Genomic DNA, 16,363 nt, shown 5'->3' with positions numbered 1-16,363 from the left:
GCCGTCACTGCGTCAACTCCGGCGACGCGCCTCGACATAGATCGTCTCGTCACTGCGGAAGGCGGTGTCGAGATCTGCGATTTCCGTGTGCAGGCCGACACGGTACGAGCACAACCGGACCGCCTCCGCGTCGAAACCGGCCTCGGTGAGCACGTAGGTCAGCTCGGCCTGGTCGTAGATCCAGCGGTGGCCGTAGTAGGCGAAGATCTGGTTGATCAGGAAGGCCTTGCGGTCGGGCATCGGCGGGCCGAAGCCGAGCTTGCTCAGCCGTCGTCGGTGCCGGGCCAGGAAGCCGTCCTCCTGGACGTAGCCGGCCAGGTACTTGGCCAGGTCAGGCGTGGTGAGCCGGATCACCCCGCCGGGGGCGAGCACCCGGTGGCACTCCTTCAGCCAGCCCATCGCGACGTTCAGCGGGACGTGCTCGATGAGGTGCTCGGCGTAGATCCAGTCGACCGCGCCGTCCTCGAAGGGCAGCGGCCGGGAGACGTCGAGCTGGGTGAAGCAGCGGTCGCCGTCGACCCGGTAGAGAGTGCCGGGCTCGCTCACCGCGACGGCGCTGCGCAGCGGGGTGAGATCAGTGCCGAGTCCGTTCGGGTGGTCGGTGCGGAACGCAGCGAATTCGATTCCGGTGAGGCCGAGCGCCTGGAATTCCGCGCGGGTCCGGGGAATTCCCTGCTCCATCGCCTCGAGTTTCTCGCAGACCGCGACACCGGCACTGAATTCGTCCATGGTGACGGCGAGCGTCTCGGGATTCTCCCAGTCCCATCCGGCAAATCTGTTCACGGTGGATCGCGCCTTTCCTGTCCTCGACGGGCCGTCAGCGCGTACAGGTCAATCCGTGTACGGCTGATCGGAAGGGGTGCGGGCAGGCCGCGAGGCCGGCCCTGGAGCTCGGCAGCGTAGGGGCCCGAAGCCGCATTGGTATAGACCTTGACCCGGTCAATCGTCCTGTGCCAGGGTCTGGGAACGCGGAATTCGATCCGCCGAAACTGAACCGCTGCCAATCTCTGTCGCCCCGATTCATGGAGTGGCGTTGCCCGGTTTCCCCACCGATGCGCCCCCGCATTCCGAAGTCCCGGAAGGCTGGGTCGATCACTTCCTTTTGGCCGGTCCCGGTCAAGAAGTCTGTCTCCGGTTCGAAAGACCGGTGACCCGCTCCGCCCTGCGTTCCCTGGTGGACGCGCGGCGGGCACAGCTCGCCGCCGCCGGGCTCTCGGCCGGCGGCACGGTGGCCCTGCGGCTGCCGCCCTCGCTCGGGTACGTCACCGCCCTGCTCGCCGCCTGGCGGCTGGGCGCCCAGGTGGCCCTGCTGGACCACCGCCTGACGGACCACGAGACGGCGGCGGCGCTGGAGCGCCTGAACCCCCAGGTGCTGGTCGAGGCGGACCGGCCGCCGGCGGCGGGGCTGCGCGGGTTCAGCGAGGTCGAGCCGGTCGTCACCACGCGACCGGACGGCCTCCCCGCGCGGTCCCCGCACGCACTGGTCCAGTTGAGCTCCGGCTCGACCGGGCCGTCCAAGGTGATCGCCCGGACCGCGGGCGACCTGCTGCGCGAACTCGGCTGCTACCGCTCGCTGCCGGACTTCCCGGCCGCGGGCAGCCGCACCGTGCTGCTCTCCTCCGTGGTCCACGTGCTGGGCCTGGTCGGAGGGCTGCTGCACTCCCTGCACGCCCGGGTCCGGCTCACCGTCCCCGAGCGGATGACGGCGGCCGGCATCCTGGCCGCCGTCGCCGAGGAGGACCTGCCGACCACCGTGATCGGCGTCCCCTTCCACGCCGAACTGCTCGCCGGGGTGCGTGTGCCCCGGCCGCTGCCGCACCTGACCAGGATCGTGGTGGCGGGCGAGCTGACCCGCCCGGGAGTGGCGCAGGCGGTACGCGAACGGTACGGTGTGCCGCTCGGCACCATGTACGGGATGACCGAACTGGGCGTCATCGCCACCGATCTGACGGGTGCCCTGGCACCGAGCGTGCTCCCGGTCCCCGGACTGGAGCTGCGCACCGAGGGCGGCGAACTGCACATCCGCCGCCCCGACTCCCCCTATCTCGGGCCCACCGATCCGAGCCGCTGGTCCGACGGCTGGCTGCACACCCGGGACGCCGCCGCGTACGACGCGGAGAGCGGCCTGCTCACCGTGCACGGCCGCCGCGACTCCCAGGTCTCGATCGGCGGGCTCAAGGTCGACCTCACCGAGGTCGAGCACACACTGGCCGCACTGCCCGAAGTCCGGGAAGCGGTCGTGGTGTTCGAGCGCGGCGCGGTCGAGGCCTACCTGGTCCCCACCGAGGGGGCCGGGGCCGAACAGATCCGCGCGGGCCTGGAGCAGAGGCTCGCCGGATACAAGCGCCCGCGCAGGCTGGCGCTGCTGCCGTCCCTTCCCCGCACCGCCACCGGCAAGCTGCTGCGCGACCCCGCAGGGCTGCGCGCCGCCGCCGCGGCGCTCTGACCCGCACCACCCGGGCCGCACCACGCCGACCGCGCCACCGCCCTTCCCGCCGAGGCTGGGCAGTGGCTGGGCAGTGCCTGGGCACTTCCTGTGAGTTCTTCCCCGTCTGCGAATCCCCCCGTCCCTCCGATCCGTTACGGAGCCCCCCGATGCAGGACACCATCCGCGAGTTCGTGCTCGCCACGCTCACCGCGATGAACTACGACGTCTCCGAGGTCACCGGCGACACCGACCTGGGCCCGGCCGGCCTGGACCTGGAGTCCCTCGCCCTGGCCGACCTGGCCGTCCAGGTCGAGGAGGAGTACGGCGTCCGCTTCGAGCTGGACGACATGGAGGGCACCGCGCTGATGACCCTCGACGAGTTCACCGCCGACGTGGCCAAGCGCCTCGCCTCCGCCGGTACCCCGGCGTGAGTGCCGCGCCGCCGCCCGGCCGGGCGGAGGTGCTGGCCGTGCTGGCCGAGTTCGGCGGCCGCTCCCCCGAGACCGTGGACGAGGAGCTCGGATCGCTCGAACTCACCTGGCTGATCGCCGAGTTCGAGCAGCGCCACGGCGAGCTGGCGTACTCCGACGAGGCGCTGGACGCGGTCCGCACGGTGACCGACGCGGTGGAGTTGCTGCGCTCGGCGGTCCTCCCGCCCGCGGGCGTGCGGCCGTGACGGACACCAGGGTCGCGGTCACCGGCATCGGTGTCCGCTCCGCCTTCGGGGCCGGCCTCGACCCGCTGGTCGCCGCCGCCACCCGGGGTCTGCCGGCCTTCGGGCCGGTCGGCCGCTTCGACGTGACGCACCGCCAGGCCCGCCGGGCCGCGCTGGCGCCGGGCACCCCCGTCCTCGGCGAAGCGCTCTCGGCCGTCCTGGACGAGGCCGTCACCCAGGCGGGCCTCGACCCCGGGGCCGCGGGCCCGCTGCTGCTGGCCCGTCACGGCGACCCGGTGACCGCCGGGGCCTGCCGCCCGGTGCACGAGCGCTGGGGCGACGGGCGGGTCTACACCGGCGCCTGCACGGCCGCCGGTTCGGCGGTGGCGGACGCCGCCGCGCTGATCTCCGCGGGCCGGGCCGAGCGGGTCCTGGTCGCGGCCGGGTACCTGGTCGAGCCGGACACCTTCGCGGTCTTCGACGCCGGCCGGGCCCTGGCCCGGGACGGCGTGGCGCGGCCGTTCAGCGCCGGGCGCAGCGGACTGCTGCTCGGCGACGGCGTGGTCGCGGTGGTGCTGGAGTCGGACGCGGCGGCGGACCGCCGCGGCGCCGAGGTGCTGGCCCGGATCGCGGGCTGGGGCCGGGCGGGCGACGCGTACCACGTCTGCCGTCCGGTGCCGGACGGGTCGGGCCTGGCCCGGGCCGTGCGGTCCGCGCTGGGCCGGGCCGGGCTGACGCCCGCCCAGGTGGGCTACGTCAACGCCAACGCCACCGGTTCGCCGCTGGCGGACCAGGCCGAGGCGCGGGCGCTGGAGACGGTCTTCGGGCCCGACGGGCCGCCCGTCAGCTCCAGCAAGTCCGTCCACGGCCACGCCCTGGAGGCCTCCGCCCTGCTCGAACTGGCCGTCACCATCGGCGCGTTGCGGGCCGGCCTGCTCCCGGTGAACGCCGGCCTGCTCGGGCCGGACCCGGAGTGCGCGCTCGACCTGGTCGACGAGGGGCCGCGCCGGGCCGCACCGGTCCACGCGCTGACCCTCAACTCCGCCTTCGGCGGCGCCAACACCGCACTCCTGGTGGCCGCCGCGTGAAGCAGCTCGCCGAGGGGCGCTGGCCCGGGCCGCAGGACGAGACCCTCCCGCGCCTGCCCGGCTTCGCCGACTCCCCGTTCAACCCCCTGGTGGTCGCGGCCGCCGAACGCTGCCTACAGCAGCACAGCGCCGCACCCCGCACCGCCCTCCTCCTCGCCAGCCACAGCGGGGACCTGGGCACCGCCGAGGCGATCGCCCGCGCGGCGGCCGGAGAGCGGCGGGTACCCCCGCTGCTCTTCTTCCAGTCCAACCCGAACGCGGTGCTCGGCCACCTGGCCGCCCGCTGGGGCCTCACCGGCCCGGTGCTCGCGATCAGCCCGGCCAGCGCCACGCCCGGTGAAGTACCGCGTGACGCCTACGAGTTGGCCGATCTCCTGCTGCTCGACGGGGACGCCGACGAGGTACTGCTGATCGCCGCCGAGCAGGCCCACCCGGCCGACCCGGGCCGAGCGGTGGCCGTCCTGCTCGCCCCCTGAACCACCCTCCGACCCCCATCCGACGCCGCCCGCGCGGGCGGCGCCGCGCCCCGTGCTCTCCCCGTGCGCCCCGGTGCGGCCTCCAGAAGGGAACCCCTACCCGTGAGCATTCGCAGCATCCGCGCCCGGCTGGCCGCCGATCCGGCCCTGGGCGCCGGGAACGTGCTGACCACCCGGATCGCCCTCGGCGAGGGTCTCGACGAGCCGCTGCTCACCTTCGACACCCCGGTGGACGACCACGCCGCCTGGCAGCCCTTCACCCTGCGCGAGCTGGACCTGGCCGTCCGCTCCCGGGCCGCCGCCCTGCACGAGCTCGGCATCGGGCGCCGCGACCCGGTGGTGGTCTGGTCGACCGCCGCCGCCGACCACGTGCTGACCTTCCTGGCCGCCGCCCGCCTCGGCGCCGTCCCGGCCCTGCTCAACCCCAACCTGGACGGCGAGAAGGCCGCGCTCTACATCCACCGGCTGCGCGCCACCGGCATCCTGACCGACGCCGAGCACCGCGAGCGGCTGGCCGGCTACGACCCGGGCGCCCCGCTGCTGCCGGACGTGGCCGCCCTCGGCCTCGGCGACCCGGCCAAGGCGCCCGAGCCGTACCGGCACTGGGGCGGCGACCCGGTGGCCATCACCCACTCCTCCGGCACCACCGGCCTGCCCAAGGCCGTGGTCCACTCGCACGACAGCCTCTACGCGGCGATCCGCTACCGGCTCGCGCTGCCCCGCCCGCAGGGCTCCGAGCGGATGCTCTCCGCGCTGCCCGCCCCGCACGCCGCCACCCTGATCATCTCCAACCTGGTGATGAGCCAGCACGCCCAGCTCGCGGTGCTCTCCAGCCAGACCGGCGCCGGGGTGCTGGACGCCGTCGAGCGCTGGCAGCCCGGCGGCGTGATCGGCTTCGCCGCCACCTGGGCCGACCTGGCCCGGCACGACCTGAGCGAGCGCCGGCTCGACTCGGTGGCCCTGTGGTGGAACACCGGGGACTGCGCGCACGAGGCCCACATCCGCCGCCTGATCGCGGTCGGCTCCCGGGAGTCGGTCTCCCGGGAGGGCCGCGTCCGCACCCCCGGCTCGGTCTTCGTCGACGGCCTGGGCTCCACCGAGATGGGCCACTCGCACTTCTTCATCACCCACAGCCAGGGCACCGACCGCTACGGCCGCTGCGTCGGCCGCCCGCACGCCTTCGTGGACTGCGCGGTGCTGGCCCCCGACGGCTCGGAGCTCGGCCCGCACGAGATCGGCGAGCTGGGCACCAAGTCCCCCACCCTGGCGCTCGGTTACTGGAACGACTCGGTCACCACCTACCGCACCCGGGTGCGCGGCTACTTCCTCACCGGCGACCTGATGTACCGGGACGAGGAGGGCTACTACTACCACGTGGACCGCGCGGTGGACTCGGTCGACCTCGGCAACGGCCACCGGCTGCTCACCGCGATGAGCGAGGAGCGGGTGCTCGCCGCCTGCCCCGACGTGCTGGACTGCACCGTGGTCGCCGTCCGTGAGAACGGCACCGTGGTCACCGACGTGCTGCTCCAGCTCGCCCCGCAGGCCGACCAACTGGCCGACCGCACCAAGGAGGTGACGGCCGCGCTGGACGAGTGGACCGCCGCCACCGTGCGCCGGGTGCTGGTGGTGCCGGACGAGCGCATCCCGCTCGGCCCGACCGGCAAGGTGCGCAAGATCCTGCTGCGCGAGCGTCACCTCGCCGAGTCCGCGGCGAGCGGGACCGCCCGGTGACCGCCGCCGTCACCGGGCTGGGCCTGGTCACCCCGCTCGGCCGCAAGGTGGCGGAGGTCTTCGAGGCGCTCACCTCCGGCCGCTCCGGCATCGCCTCCGTCCCCGAGGGCCACCCCGCGCACGGCTGGCTGCCGTTCGCCGGCATCGCCCCGCACATCGACGGCACCGAGGTGCTGCCGCCCACCGAGACCCGCTGCGTGGACCGCTTCGTCCTGCTGGCCCTGGCCGCCGCCGACGACGCGCTGGCCGACGCCGGGCTGGTGGTCGGCCGCGACGTCGAGCCGGAGCGGATCGCCGTGGTGATCGGCACCGGCGGCGGCGGGCTGGAGACCTTCGAGCAGCAGTCCCACCGCCGCCTGGAGCGCGGCCGGCCGGCGGTCAGCCCGTACCTGCTGCCCGGCATGCTCTCCAACATGGCGGCCGCCCGGATCGCCATCAAGTACGGGATGCGGGGCTACAGTTCGGCTCCCGTCACGGCCTGCGCGGCCGGCGCCCAGGCGATCGCCGAGGGCCTGCGGCTGCTGCGGGCCGGGGAGGCCGACGTGGTGGTCTGCGGCGGCAGCGAGTCCTCGCTGCACCCGACGATCGCCGCCGCCTTCACCAACGCCCGCGCGCTGGCCCAGGGTTGGCCGGACCCGCAGCAGGCCAGCCGCCCCTTCGACCTGCGGCGCAACGGCTTCGTGCTGGGCGAGGGCGCCGGGGTGCTGGTACTGGAACGGGCCGAGCACGCGGCCGCCCGCGGCGCCACCGTCCGGGCCGAGCTGCTCGGCTGGGGCGGCACCACCGACGCCCACCACCCGACCATGCCCCGCCCGGACGGCGCCGGTGCGGCCGCGTCGATGCGGGCCGCACTGCGCAGCGCCGGCCTGGCCCCGTCCGACATCGGCTACGTGAACGCGCACGGCACCGGCACCAAGCTCGGCGACACGGCCGAATCGGCCGCGCTGAACGCGGTGTTCGGCGAGCACCGGCCCGCCGTCAGCTCCACCAAGGGCGCCACCGGGCACCTGCTCGGCGCGGCCGGGGCGGTGGAGGCGATCGTCTCGGTGCTCGCCCTGGAGCGGGGCCAGCTGCCGCCCACCGTCAACCTGGAGGAGCCGGACCCGGCCTGCCCGCTGGACCACGTCCGGCAGGTGCGCAGCACCCCGGTACGGGCCGCGCTCTCCAACTCCTTCGCCTTCGGCGGGCACAACCTGAGCCTGATCTTCGGCCTGCCGTCCACCACCGGCAGACCTCACCAGCCTGGAGAGATCCGTTGACCGTCCAGAGCATCGCCCACGTCGAGTTCCACTGCGCGGACGCCGACCGCTTCGCCGCCGACCTGGCCAGCGCCTTCGACTTCACCGTCACCCCGGCCCCGGCCGAGCCGGGGGTGCGCCGGGTCTGGCTGAGCCAGGGCACCATCCGCTTCCTGCTGGCCTCGGCCGAGCAGCCGGACCACCCGATCGCCCGCTACGTGGAGCGGCACGGCGACGGGGTCGCGGTCTTCGCGCTGGCCTGCGCCGATCCGGCCGCCGCCCTGGACCGGGCGCTGCGCGGCGGGGCCCGCCCGCTGGCCCCCGGGCTGGTGGCCGGCTTCGGCGACGTGGCCCTGCGCTTCGTCCCCGAGGGCGACCAACCGGCCGACGAGCACGGCCTGCTGGGCTTCCTGGACCACGCGGCGCTCTGCGTGCCGGCCGGGGAGCTGGGTGCGGCGGTGCGGTTCTGCGAGGAGGCCCTGGGCTTCCGCCGGATCTACGAGGAGTACATCGAGGTCGGCCGCCAGGCGATGGACTCCAGCGTGGTGCAGAGCCCCTCCGGCAAGGTCACCTTCACCCTGATCGAGCCGGACGCCGGCCGCGAGCCGGGGCAGATCGACACCTTCCTGCGCAACCACGAGGGCGCGGGCGTCCAGCACCTGGCCTTCCACACCGCCGACATCGCCACCGCGGTGCGGGAGTTCGGCGCGCGCGGGGTCAACTTCCTGGCCACCCCGGACGCCTACTACGAGCTGCTCCCCTCCCGGATCGGCCCCACCAGCGTGCCGGTGGAGACGCTGCGCGAGCTGGGCGTGCTGGTGGACCAGGACCACGGCGGCCAGCTGTACCAGATCTTCACCCGCTCGGTGCACGAGCGGCGCACCTTCTTCCTGGAGCTGATCGAGCGTCAGGGTGCGGAGACCTTCGGCTCCGCCAACATCAAGGCCCTGTACGAGGCCGTCGAACGCCAGCACGCCACCACGGCCGGCTGAGAGGAGCCCCAACCATGAACGACGTCGTCGCGGACGAGTTCGGCCTGACCGAGGCGGAGCGTGCCCTGCTCCCCACCCGGCAGGAGCTGGACCACTACGCCGAGCACGGCTGGTACCTGTCGAAGAAGCTGTTCACCGACGAGGAGCTGGACCTCCTCCAGGACGCCACCGACAAGTACTACGAGGGCCACCGGGACCGCACCCTGCCGGTCCGCCCGCCGAAGCTCGCCTCCTGGCAGCCCTCGGACGGCCCGGTGCAGCGGCACAACGACTACATCCACTACGAGAGCGAGGCGGCCGGGCGCATCCTGCGCAAGCCGCTGCTCGGCGCGGTGGCGGCCCTGCTGGCCCGCACCGAGGAGATCCGGGTCTTCCAGGGCACCCTGATCTACAAGCCCCCGGTGGCCGGCGAGCCGAGCAACCTGGTGCCCTGGCACTTCGACAAGCACTACTGGCAGACCAGCACCTCCGACCGGATGCTGACCGCCTTCATCCCCTTCCACGACTGCGGGGTGGAGAACGGCACCATCACCATGGTCGACGGCAGCCACCGCTGGCGCGAGCTGCCCGCCGGCGAGGACTCCAGCCGGCACTTCGCCGAGCGTGACAACTCCGAGCTGGACGAACTGCTGGCCGCCAACGCCGCGTTCAACGGCGTGGAGGTCGTCAAGGTGCCGGTCGAGATCCCGCGCGGGCACGTCTCCTTCCACCACTGCCGCACCTACCACGGCAGCGGCCCGAACCTGGCCCCCTCCCCGCGCCGCGCCGTCTCCCTGCACCTCCAGGACGGCGCCAACGAGTACCGCCCGTGGGCGAAGGCCGACGGCACGCCGGTGGTCTACAACCACGACGTGCTGGTGCGCCGCACCCCGGACGGCCGCCCGGACTACGCCGACCCGGAGTTCTGCCCCGTCATCTGGCGGGGGGAGGTGTGACGTCCCCTCAGGGCCTGGACACCCTCCGGGACCGCTACCGGATGGTCCGGCTGATCCGGGGCTTCGAGGAGCTGGCGCTGGAGCTGGTCCGCAGCGGCGACATCGTCGGCGGCACCCACCCGTACATCGGCCAGGAGGCGGTGGCGGTCGGGGTCTGCTCGGCGCTGGAGCCGGGCGACCAGCTCACCTCCACCCACCGGGGCCACGGCCACGTGCTCGCCAAGGGCGCCGACCCGGCCCGGCTGCTGGCCGAACTCACCGGCCGGGCCACGGGGTTGAACCAGGGGCGGGGCGGTTCGATGCACGCCGCCGACCTCTCCCTGGGCATCCTGGGCGCCAACGGCATCGTCGGCGCGGGCGCCCCGATCGCGGTCGGCGCGGCCTGGGCCGCCCGGCTGGCCGGGCAGCCCCGGGTGGTGGCCAGCTTCTTCGGTGACGGAGCGCTGAACCAGGGCGTGGTGCTGGAGGCGTTCAACCTGGCCGCGATGTGGCAGGTGCCGGTGGTCTTCGTCTGCGAGAACAACGGCTACGCCACCACCCTGCCCGCCTCGGTGGCGGTGGCCGGCAGCGCGCTCGGCCGGGCCGAGGCCTTCGGCATCAAGGCGGTGACGGTGGACGGCATGGACACCGAGGCGGTCCGGGCCGCCGCCCTGGAGGCGGTCGAGCACGCCCGCTCCGGCGAGGGCCCGGTCTTCCTGGAGTGCGTCACGTACCGCTTCGAGGGCCACCACACCATGGAGCGGCGGCTGCGGCCGGTCTACCGCACCGAGGAGGAGCTGGACGGCTGGCGGCTGCGGGATCCGCTGCACCACGCCGCGGCTCTGGTCGAGGACGCCGCCGAGGTGGACCGCGAGGTCGCGGAAGTCCTGTCCGCGGCGAGGGAGTTCGCCCTGAGCTCCCCCGTGCCGGAGGTCTCCGGGGCGGCCGACCACCTGTACGCGAGCGGCCTGCGGCCGAGGGCGGGGTCCCTGGCATGAGCTGGCTCTCCTACACCAAGGCGCTCAACCGGGCCCTCACCGACGCGATGGCCGAGGACTCCTCGGTGGTGGTGCTCGGCGAGGACATCGGCGCCGGGCTGGCGGGGCCGACGCTCGGGCTGCAGAAGCGCTTCGGCACCGGGCGGGTGGTGGACACCCCGCTCTCCGAGCAAGGCTTCACCGGGATGGCGGTGGGTGCGGCGCTGGCCGGGCTGCGGCCGGTGGTGGAGTTCCAGATCCCCGCACTGCTCTTCCTGGTCTTCGAGCAACTGACCAACCAGGCCCACAAGTTCTCACTGATGACGGGTGGTCAGGCGAGCGTTCCGCTGACCTGCCTGGTCCCCGGCTCCGGCTCCCGGGACGGCTGGGCCGGGCAGCACTCGGACCACCCGTACAGCCTGTTCGCGCACATGGGCGTGAAGACCGTGGTGCCGGCCACCCCGACCGACGCCTACGGCCTGCTCCGCTCGGCGATCGCCGATCCGGACCCGGTGGTGGTCTTCGCCCCGGCCGCCGCGCTGGCCGTCCGGGACGACGTGACGGCGCCGCTGCCGGCGGTCCCGCTCGGCTCGGCCCGGACCCACCGCGAAGGCAGCGACGTCACGGTGGTCGCCGTCGGCCACCTGGTGCACGAAGCCCTGGCGGTGGCCGAGGAGTTGGCCGCCGAGGGGATCTCGGTGGAGGTCCTCGACCCGCGCACCCTGTACCCGTTCGACTGGGAGGCGCTCGGCGCCTCGCTGGAGCGCACCGGCCGCCTGGTGGTGGTCGACGACTCCAACCGCAGCTGCGGCATCGGCGGCGAGGTGCTGGCCACCGCCGCCGAGCAGTTCCGCCTGGTCGCCCCGCCCCGCCGCGTCACCCGCCCGGACGGCACCGTCCTGCCGTTCGCCCGAGACCTGGACCGCGCCCTGCAACCGGGGCGCGACCAACTGCGCCACGCCGTAAGGACCGTGGCCAAGCACTGATGTCCCTCCCGTTTCCACTTCCCGAGGAGCACTCATGTCCAACCGTTACCACTGGGACCGTTCGCACCCCGGCCTGACCAGCCTGCAGGCGGCGATCGACCCGCTGCGCCGCGAGGCGGTCGGCCACACCATCTACGGTGAGCTGAACAGCCACGAGCGGGTCACCACCTTCCTGGAGCGCCACGTCTTCGCGGTCTGGGACTTCATGTCGCTGCTGAAGAGCCTGCAGCGCGAGCTGACCGGCGTGGACGTGCCGTGGGTGCCCTCCGGGCCGACCGCCAGCCGCCGCCTGATCAACGAGATCGTGCTGGTGGAGGAGAGCGACGAGCTGGGCGAGGGCTTCATCAGCCACTTCGAGCTCTACCTCGGCGGCATGGCCCTGGCCGGTGCGGACACCACCGCGGTGGAGGCCTTCCTGGCCGAGCTGGGCCGGGGCACCGCGGTGCCGGAGGCGCTGAAGCTGGCCGGCGTGCCCGAGGCCGCCGTCGACTTCACCTCCACCACCTGGGAGATCATCGAGAACGCGCCGGTGCACTGCCGGGCCGCCGCCTTCGCCTTCGGCCGCGAGGACCTGATCCCGGAGATGTTCGAGCAGGTCGTCAAGATCGAGGACCCGGACGGCCGGCTGACCACCTTCAAGGACTACCTGGCCCGCCACATCGAGGTGGACGGCGAGCAGCACACCCCGATGGCGATGCAGATGCTGATCGACCTCAACGGCGACGACCAGGCCAAGTGGGACGCCTGCGCCGAGACGGTGCGGCAGGCGCTGGCGGCCCGGGTCCGGCTCTGGACGGGCATTCAGGAGGCTTTCCCGGTGGCCCCGGTGACGGTCTGACGGATCCCCGTGGGGGCGGACGCGTCCGGACTCTGGACAGCAACTGACCGGTACATGTAGAAAAGCTGTCCGGCAGCGTCCGCCCCCGACTCCCAGGTTCAGCGCACCCTGCCTCACTCCCGTGCCACCGGTCGCCGCCGAAGCCGCATCTGCCCCCGCCCCTCCGAGGAGCATCATGCACTTCCGCACGCGCACCGCCGCCGTCGCCACCGTGGTCGCCCTCGCCGCCGGGACCGTGGCCGCCGCCGCGCCCGCCCCCGGCACCGCCCCGGACCGCAACGGTGTCCGGACCGTCAGCGACGTGGTCACCGACCAGGACGGCAGCCGGCACGTCCGCTACGACCGCACCTACGCCGGACTCCCGGTGCTGGGCGGCGACCTGATCGAGCACCGGGCGCCGGGCGGTGCCCTGCGCTCGACCGACCGCGCGGCCCAGGGCCCGGTGTCGGTCGCCTCCACCACGCCGAAGGTCTCCGGCGAGAGCGCCGGGGCCCAGGCCGTCCGCGAGCTCTCCCGGGCCGCCGGGGCCGAGGGCAAGGCGGTCCGGCAGGCCCAGGCGCAGCCGCAGTTGGTGATCGACGCGCTGCACGGGGCGCCCCGCCTGGCCTGGCGGACCACCGCCACCGGCCAGGACTCGCTGGGCAACCCGGTCTCCCGCACCGTGCTGCTGGACGCCCGCACCGGTGAGCAGATCGACGCCTGGGACGCGATCGAGACCGCCACCGGCGACGGCCAGTCGCTCTACGGCGGCACCGTCCCGCTGGAGTCCACCGTCTCCGGCTCGACCCACCAGCTCAAGGACCCCACCCGGGGCAACACCTACACCGGCGACGCGGCCAACAAGACCGACCTCTGCTTCGGTTCGATCTGCCTCAGCCGGGCGCCCGCGACGCTCTTCACCGACGCGGACAACCACTGGGGCAACGGCGCCACCACCGACCGGGCCTCGGCCGCGGTGGACGCCCAGTACGGCACCAACGTCACCTGGGACTACTACAAGAACGTCCACGGCCGCAACGGCATCGCCGGTGACGGCAAGGGCGCGTACAACCGGGTGCACTACGGGAGCAACTACAACAACGCCTTCTGGATGGACAGTTGCTTCTGCATGACCTACGGCGACGGGGACGGCAACGTCTTCGGCCCGCTGGTCGCCCTCGACGTGGCCGGGCACGAGATGTCCCACGGCGTCACCTCGCGCACCTCCAAGCTGGTCTACTCGGGCGAGTCCGGCGGCCTCAACGAGGCCACCTCGGACATCTTCGGCACGCTGGTGGAGTTCTACGCCGCCAACGCCAACGACCCGGGCGACTACCTGATCGGCGAGGAGATCGTGAAGCCCGGCTTCGGCAAGGCCGCGCTGCGCTTCATGGACAAGCCCTCCAAGGACACCAAGTCGGCCGACTGCTGGAGCTCCTCGGTCGGCAACCTGGACGTGCACTACTCCTCGGGCGTGGCCAACCACTTCGCGTTCCTGCTGGCCGAGGGCAGCGGCGCGCGCGTGGTCAACGGCGTCTCCTACGACAGCCCGACCTGCAACGGCTCGGCCCTCGAAGGCATCGGCCGGGACAAGCTCGGCAAGATCTGGTACCGCGCGCTGACGGTGTACATGACCTCCAGCACCAACTACGCGGGCGCCCGCACCGCCACCCTGAAGGCCGCCACCGACCTCTACGGGGCCGGCAGCACCGAGTACGCGGCGGTGGCCGCGGCCTGGTCGGCGGTCTCGGTCAACTGACCCTGCCTCGGCACCCGATCGGCCCGGACCGGCTCCTGGTCCGGGCCGAAGTGCTGGGAGAGGCGGTCCAGCAGACGCTGGAAGTTGGCGGTGTCCTGCTCGTTCAAAGTATCGGTCCGCATTCCTGAGGGTTCGTTCGTTCGACCCTGTGATGCTCCCCCGAACGGCTCAACAGCCGATAAACGACACGCCGTTCGAATCGAAACCGATCGGACCGGTCGTCAGAACCGTCCGAGCACACGGTCGACCGCGATCTCGATCGCCACCCGGGCCGGGTTCTCCCGGGGCGCCCGGTAGCGCGCGGTGTACCGGGCCACCGCCTCGGCCACCGCCTCCGGCTCGTCCCGCACCACGGCCCGGCCCTCCAGGGTGCACCAGCGCGCGCCGTCCACCTGACAGACCGCCACCCGCAGGCCCTGCGGCCCGGCGGCCAGCACGTTGCGCACCTTGCGGCTGGAGCCGCTGCTGATCACCCGGGCGGTGCGGGTCAGCGGGTCGTAGGTGACGCCCACCGGCGCGACGTGCGGGGTGCCGTCCGGGCGCAGCGTGGTGAAGGTGGCGAGGTGCCGCTCGGTCCAGAAGGCGTGGAAGGAGTCGCCGAGCCCGGCGAGATCGTGAGACATGCTCCGCATGCTACGGGGCGGCCGTCGGGGCCGGGCCGAGCGGCCTCCGGGGCCGGGCCCGCCACGCCGTGACACCTCTGTGGCAGCTCCGTAGCAGCTCAGAGGCTGCTCGGCGGGCACCCGAGGCGGTAGCGTCTGCTCCGTCGCCCGCGCGGTGCGGGCGGCACCGGCGCCGTCGGGCGTCACGGGGAGCCGGGCGCGGGAGCGCCACGGGGAGGAGTCACGGTGCGGGAGTTCGCGGTCGAGGGGTTCGCGGCCTGGCCGCCGCAGGGCGGCGCGAAGCGGCGGGGCAAGGACCTGCGGGAGAAGACGCCCCGGGAGGCGCACTCCTGGTTCGAGCCGCCGGCGGACCGGCCCTCGGTGGTGGAGTCGGTGGAGTCGGCCAACGCCGGGCGGCTGCGGTCCCTGGTGCCGATCCGGGTCGGCCGGATGGCCGCCTCGCCGTTCGCCTTCCTGCGCGGCTCGGCCGGACTGATGGCGGCCGACCTGGTCACCACCCCGACCAGCGGTCTGACCGCCCAGCTCTGCGGTGACGCGCACGCGGCCAACTTCGGCCTGTACGGCGACGCCCGGGGCCGGCTGGTGATGGACATCAACGACTTCGACGAGACGGCGCCGGGCCCCTGGGAGTGGGACCTCAAGCGCCTGGCCGCCAGCCTGGTGCTGGCGGGCCGTCAGGCCGGGGCGGACGAGTCCACCTGCCGCAGCGCCGCGTTCGACGCGGTGGGCTCCTACCGGCGCACCATGCGCCTGCTGGCGGGGCTGCCGGCCATAGACGCCTGGAACGCGGTGGCCGACGAGCACCTGGTCACCTTCGCCGAGGCGCAGGACCTGCGGGTGCTGATCGAGGGGGTGGCGGAGAAGGCGCTGCGCAACACCAGCGCGCGCTTCGCCGCCAAGTCCACCGTCCAGGAGCCGGACGGGCGTTCGCGCTTCGTCCCGGCCCCGCCGGTGCTGCGCGCCGTCCAGGACTCGACCGCCGAGGCGGTGGCCGCCTCGCTCACCGCCTACCGGGAGTCCGTGCCGGTGGAGCTGCACCCGCTGCTCTCCCGCTACAGCGTGCAGGACGTGGCCTTCCGGGTGGTGGGCACCGGCAGCGTCGGCACCCGCTCGTACGTGGTGCTGCTGCTGGACCAGCGCTCGGAGCCACTGGTGCTCCAGGTGAAGGAGGCCCGCCCCTCCGTGCTGCTGCCCCAACTCGCCCGCGCGGGCTACCCGGTGCACGCCCCGGTGACGCACGAGGGCCAGCGGGTGGTGCTCGGCCAGAAGCGCATGCAGGTGGTCACCGACGTGCTGATCGGCTGGACCACGGTGGACGGACTCCCGTACCAGGTACGGCAGTTCCGCAACCGCAAGGGCAGCGTCGACCCGGCGGCGCTGCAGCCCGCCCAGCTGGACGACTACGGCCGCCTCACCGGCGCGCTGCTGGCCCGGGCGCACGCGCACACCCTGGACGCGGCGGTGGCGGCGGGCTACTGCGGCAAGAGCGAGGCGCTGGACGAGGCGGTGGCCGCCTTCGCGGTGGCCTACGCCGACCGGACCGAGGCCGACCACGAGGAGCTGGTGGCGGCCGTCCGCTCGGGCCGTCTCCCGGCGGAGTCCGGGGTCTGACGCCCCGTCTCCTCCCTTGCTGGTCAACGCCGGGGCGCATCCGTTCGAGGGTGCGCCCCGGTGGC

The 16,363-nt window shown here is 73.7% G+C and carries 17 protein-coding genes; 14 read left to right on the top strand and 3 right to left on the bottom strand.

Going from position 1 to position 16,363, the window contains the following annotated elements; all coding sequences use genetic code 11:
* Window positions 1-12 precede the first annotated feature (12 nt).
* Complete coding sequence (locus ACIA8O_RS26365) at window positions 13-729, bottom strand: class I SAM-dependent methyltransferase (RefSeq protein ID WP_396296449.1); 717 nt, start codon at window positions 727-729, stop codon at window positions 13-15.
* 418 nt (window positions 730-1,147) lie between these two features.
* Between ACIA8O_RS26365 and ACIA8O_RS26360 the strand changes: the two genes are divergently transcribed.
* The 13 genes from ACIA8O_RS26360 to ACIA8O_RS26300 all read left to right on the top strand — a co-directional run bounded on the left by ACIA8O_RS26360 (window position 1,148) and on the right by ACIA8O_RS26300 (window position 14,064).
* Window positions 1,148-2,446 (top strand): class I adenylate-forming enzyme family protein, encoded by a 1,299-nt coding sequence (locus tag ACIA8O_RS26360; protein WP_396296448.1) that lies wholly within the window; start codon window positions 1,148-1,150, stop codon window positions 2,444-2,446.
* Window positions 2,447-2,595: 149 nt separating this feature from the next.
* Window positions 2,596-2,859 carry an acyl carrier protein gene (locus tag ACIA8O_RS26355; protein ID WP_396296447.1) on the top strand — a complete coding sequence of 88 codons (264 nt, stop codon included), beginning with the start codon at window positions 2,596-2,598 and terminating at the stop codon, window positions 2,857-2,859.
* Window positions 2,856-3,104, top strand: a complete 249-nt coding sequence (locus ACIA8O_RS26350) for an acyl carrier protein (protein WP_396296446.1) — start codon at window positions 2,856-2,858, stop codon at window positions 3,102-3,104. Before ACIA8O_RS26355 ends, ACIA8O_RS26350 begins: the two co-directional genes overlap by 4 nt.
* Window positions 3,101-4,171: a beta-ketoacyl-[acyl-carrier-protein] synthase family protein gene (locus ACIA8O_RS26345; protein ID WP_396296445.1), complete on the top strand. Its 1,071-nt coding sequence runs from the start codon at window positions 3,101-3,103 to the stop codon at window positions 4,169-4,171. The genes ACIA8O_RS26350 and ACIA8O_RS26345 overlap by 4 nt, the downstream gene beginning before the upstream one ends.
* Window positions 4,168-4,647: a beta-ketoacyl synthase chain length factor gene (locus tag ACIA8O_RS26340; protein WP_396296444.1), complete on the top strand. Its 480-nt coding sequence runs from the start codon at window positions 4,168-4,170 to the stop codon at window positions 4,645-4,647. Before ACIA8O_RS26345 ends, ACIA8O_RS26340 begins: the two co-directional genes overlap by 4 nt.
* A gap of 102 nt (window positions 4,648-4,749) precedes the next feature.
* On the top strand, window positions 4,750-6,381 hold the full coding sequence (locus ACIA8O_RS26335; RefSeq protein ID WP_396296443.1) for a class I adenylate-forming enzyme family protein: 1,632 nt from the start codon (window positions 4,750-4,752) through the stop codon (window positions 6,379-6,381).
* The gene (locus tag ACIA8O_RS26330; RefSeq protein WP_396296442.1) at window positions 6,378-7,640 is read left to right on the top strand and encodes a beta-ketoacyl-[acyl-carrier-protein] synthase family protein; all 1,263 of its coding nucleotides are present in this window, start codon (window positions 6,378-6,380) and stop codon (window positions 7,638-7,640) included. Before ACIA8O_RS26335 ends, ACIA8O_RS26330 begins: the two co-directional genes overlap by 4 nt.
* A complete protein-coding gene (hppD, locus tag ACIA8O_RS26325) occupies window positions 7,637-8,611 on the top strand; it encodes a 4-hydroxyphenylpyruvate dioxygenase (protein ID WP_396296441.1) in 975 nt (324 codons plus the stop codon). Before ACIA8O_RS26330 ends, hppD begins: the two co-directional genes overlap by 4 nt.
* A gap of 14 nt (window positions 8,612-8,625) precedes the next feature.
* A complete protein-coding gene (locus tag ACIA8O_RS26320; protein ID WP_396296440.1) occupies window positions 8,626-9,546 on the top strand; it encodes a phytanoyl-CoA dioxygenase family protein in 921 nt (306 codons plus the stop codon).
* Window positions 9,543-10,523: a thiamine pyrophosphate-dependent dehydrogenase E1 component subunit alpha gene (locus ACIA8O_RS26315; RefSeq protein ID WP_396296439.1), complete on the top strand. Its 981-nt coding sequence runs from the start codon at window positions 9,543-9,545 to the stop codon at window positions 10,521-10,523. Before ACIA8O_RS26320 ends, ACIA8O_RS26315 begins: the two co-directional genes overlap by 4 nt.
* Window positions 10,520-11,488 carry an alpha-ketoacid dehydrogenase subunit beta gene (locus tag ACIA8O_RS26310; protein WP_396296438.1) on the top strand — a complete coding sequence of 323 codons (969 nt, stop codon included), beginning with the start codon at window positions 10,520-10,522 and terminating at the stop codon, window positions 11,486-11,488. Before ACIA8O_RS26315 ends, ACIA8O_RS26310 begins: the two co-directional genes overlap by 4 nt.
* A gap of 34 nt (window positions 11,489-11,522) precedes the next feature.
* On the top strand, window positions 11,523-12,326 hold the full coding sequence (locus ACIA8O_RS26305) for a DUF3050 domain-containing protein (protein ID WP_396296437.1): 804 nt from the start codon (window positions 11,523-11,525) through the stop codon (window positions 12,324-12,326).
* Window positions 12,327-12,501: 175 nt separating this feature from the next.
* Entirely contained in the window at window positions 12,502-14,064 is a 1,563-nt protein-coding gene (locus ACIA8O_RS26300; protein WP_396296436.1) for a M4 family metallopeptidase, read from the top strand.
* Here the strand turns inward: ACIA8O_RS26300 and ACIA8O_RS26295 are convergent.
* Together ACIA8O_RS26295 and ACIA8O_RS26290 are read right to left on the bottom strand one after the other, a co-directional pair.
* Complete coding sequence (locus ACIA8O_RS26295; RefSeq protein ID WP_396296435.1) at window positions 13,998-14,171, bottom strand: hypothetical protein; 174 nt, start codon at window positions 14,169-14,171, stop codon at window positions 13,998-14,000. The genes ACIA8O_RS26300 and ACIA8O_RS26295 overlap by 67 nt on opposite strands.
* A 114-nt stretch (window positions 14,172-14,285) precedes the next feature.
* A complete protein-coding gene (locus ACIA8O_RS26290; protein ID WP_396296434.1) occupies window positions 14,286-14,687 on the bottom strand; it encodes a pyridoxamine 5'-phosphate oxidase family protein in 402 nt (133 codons plus the stop codon).
* Between the two features lie 225 nt (window positions 14,688-14,912).
* On the opposite strand from ACIA8O_RS26290, the gene ACIA8O_RS26285 reads away from it, so the two are divergent.
* Window positions 14,913-16,298 carry a DUF2252 domain-containing protein gene (locus tag ACIA8O_RS26285; protein WP_396296433.1) on the top strand — a complete coding sequence of 462 codons (1,386 nt, stop codon included), beginning with the start codon at window positions 14,913-14,915 and terminating at the stop codon, window positions 16,296-16,298.
* The last annotated feature ends 65 nt before the right edge of the window (window positions 16,299-16,363 follow it).

Origin of the sequence: Kitasatospora sp. NPDC051853, from assembly GCF_044452665.1 — a bacterium.
In the GTDB taxonomy this organism is placed as follows: domain Bacteria; phylum Actinomycetota; class Actinomycetes; order Streptomycetales; family Streptomycetaceae; genus Kitasatospora.
Note: the sequence above shows the minus strand (reverse complement) of the source record. Positions and strands in the feature narration are given on the sequence as shown.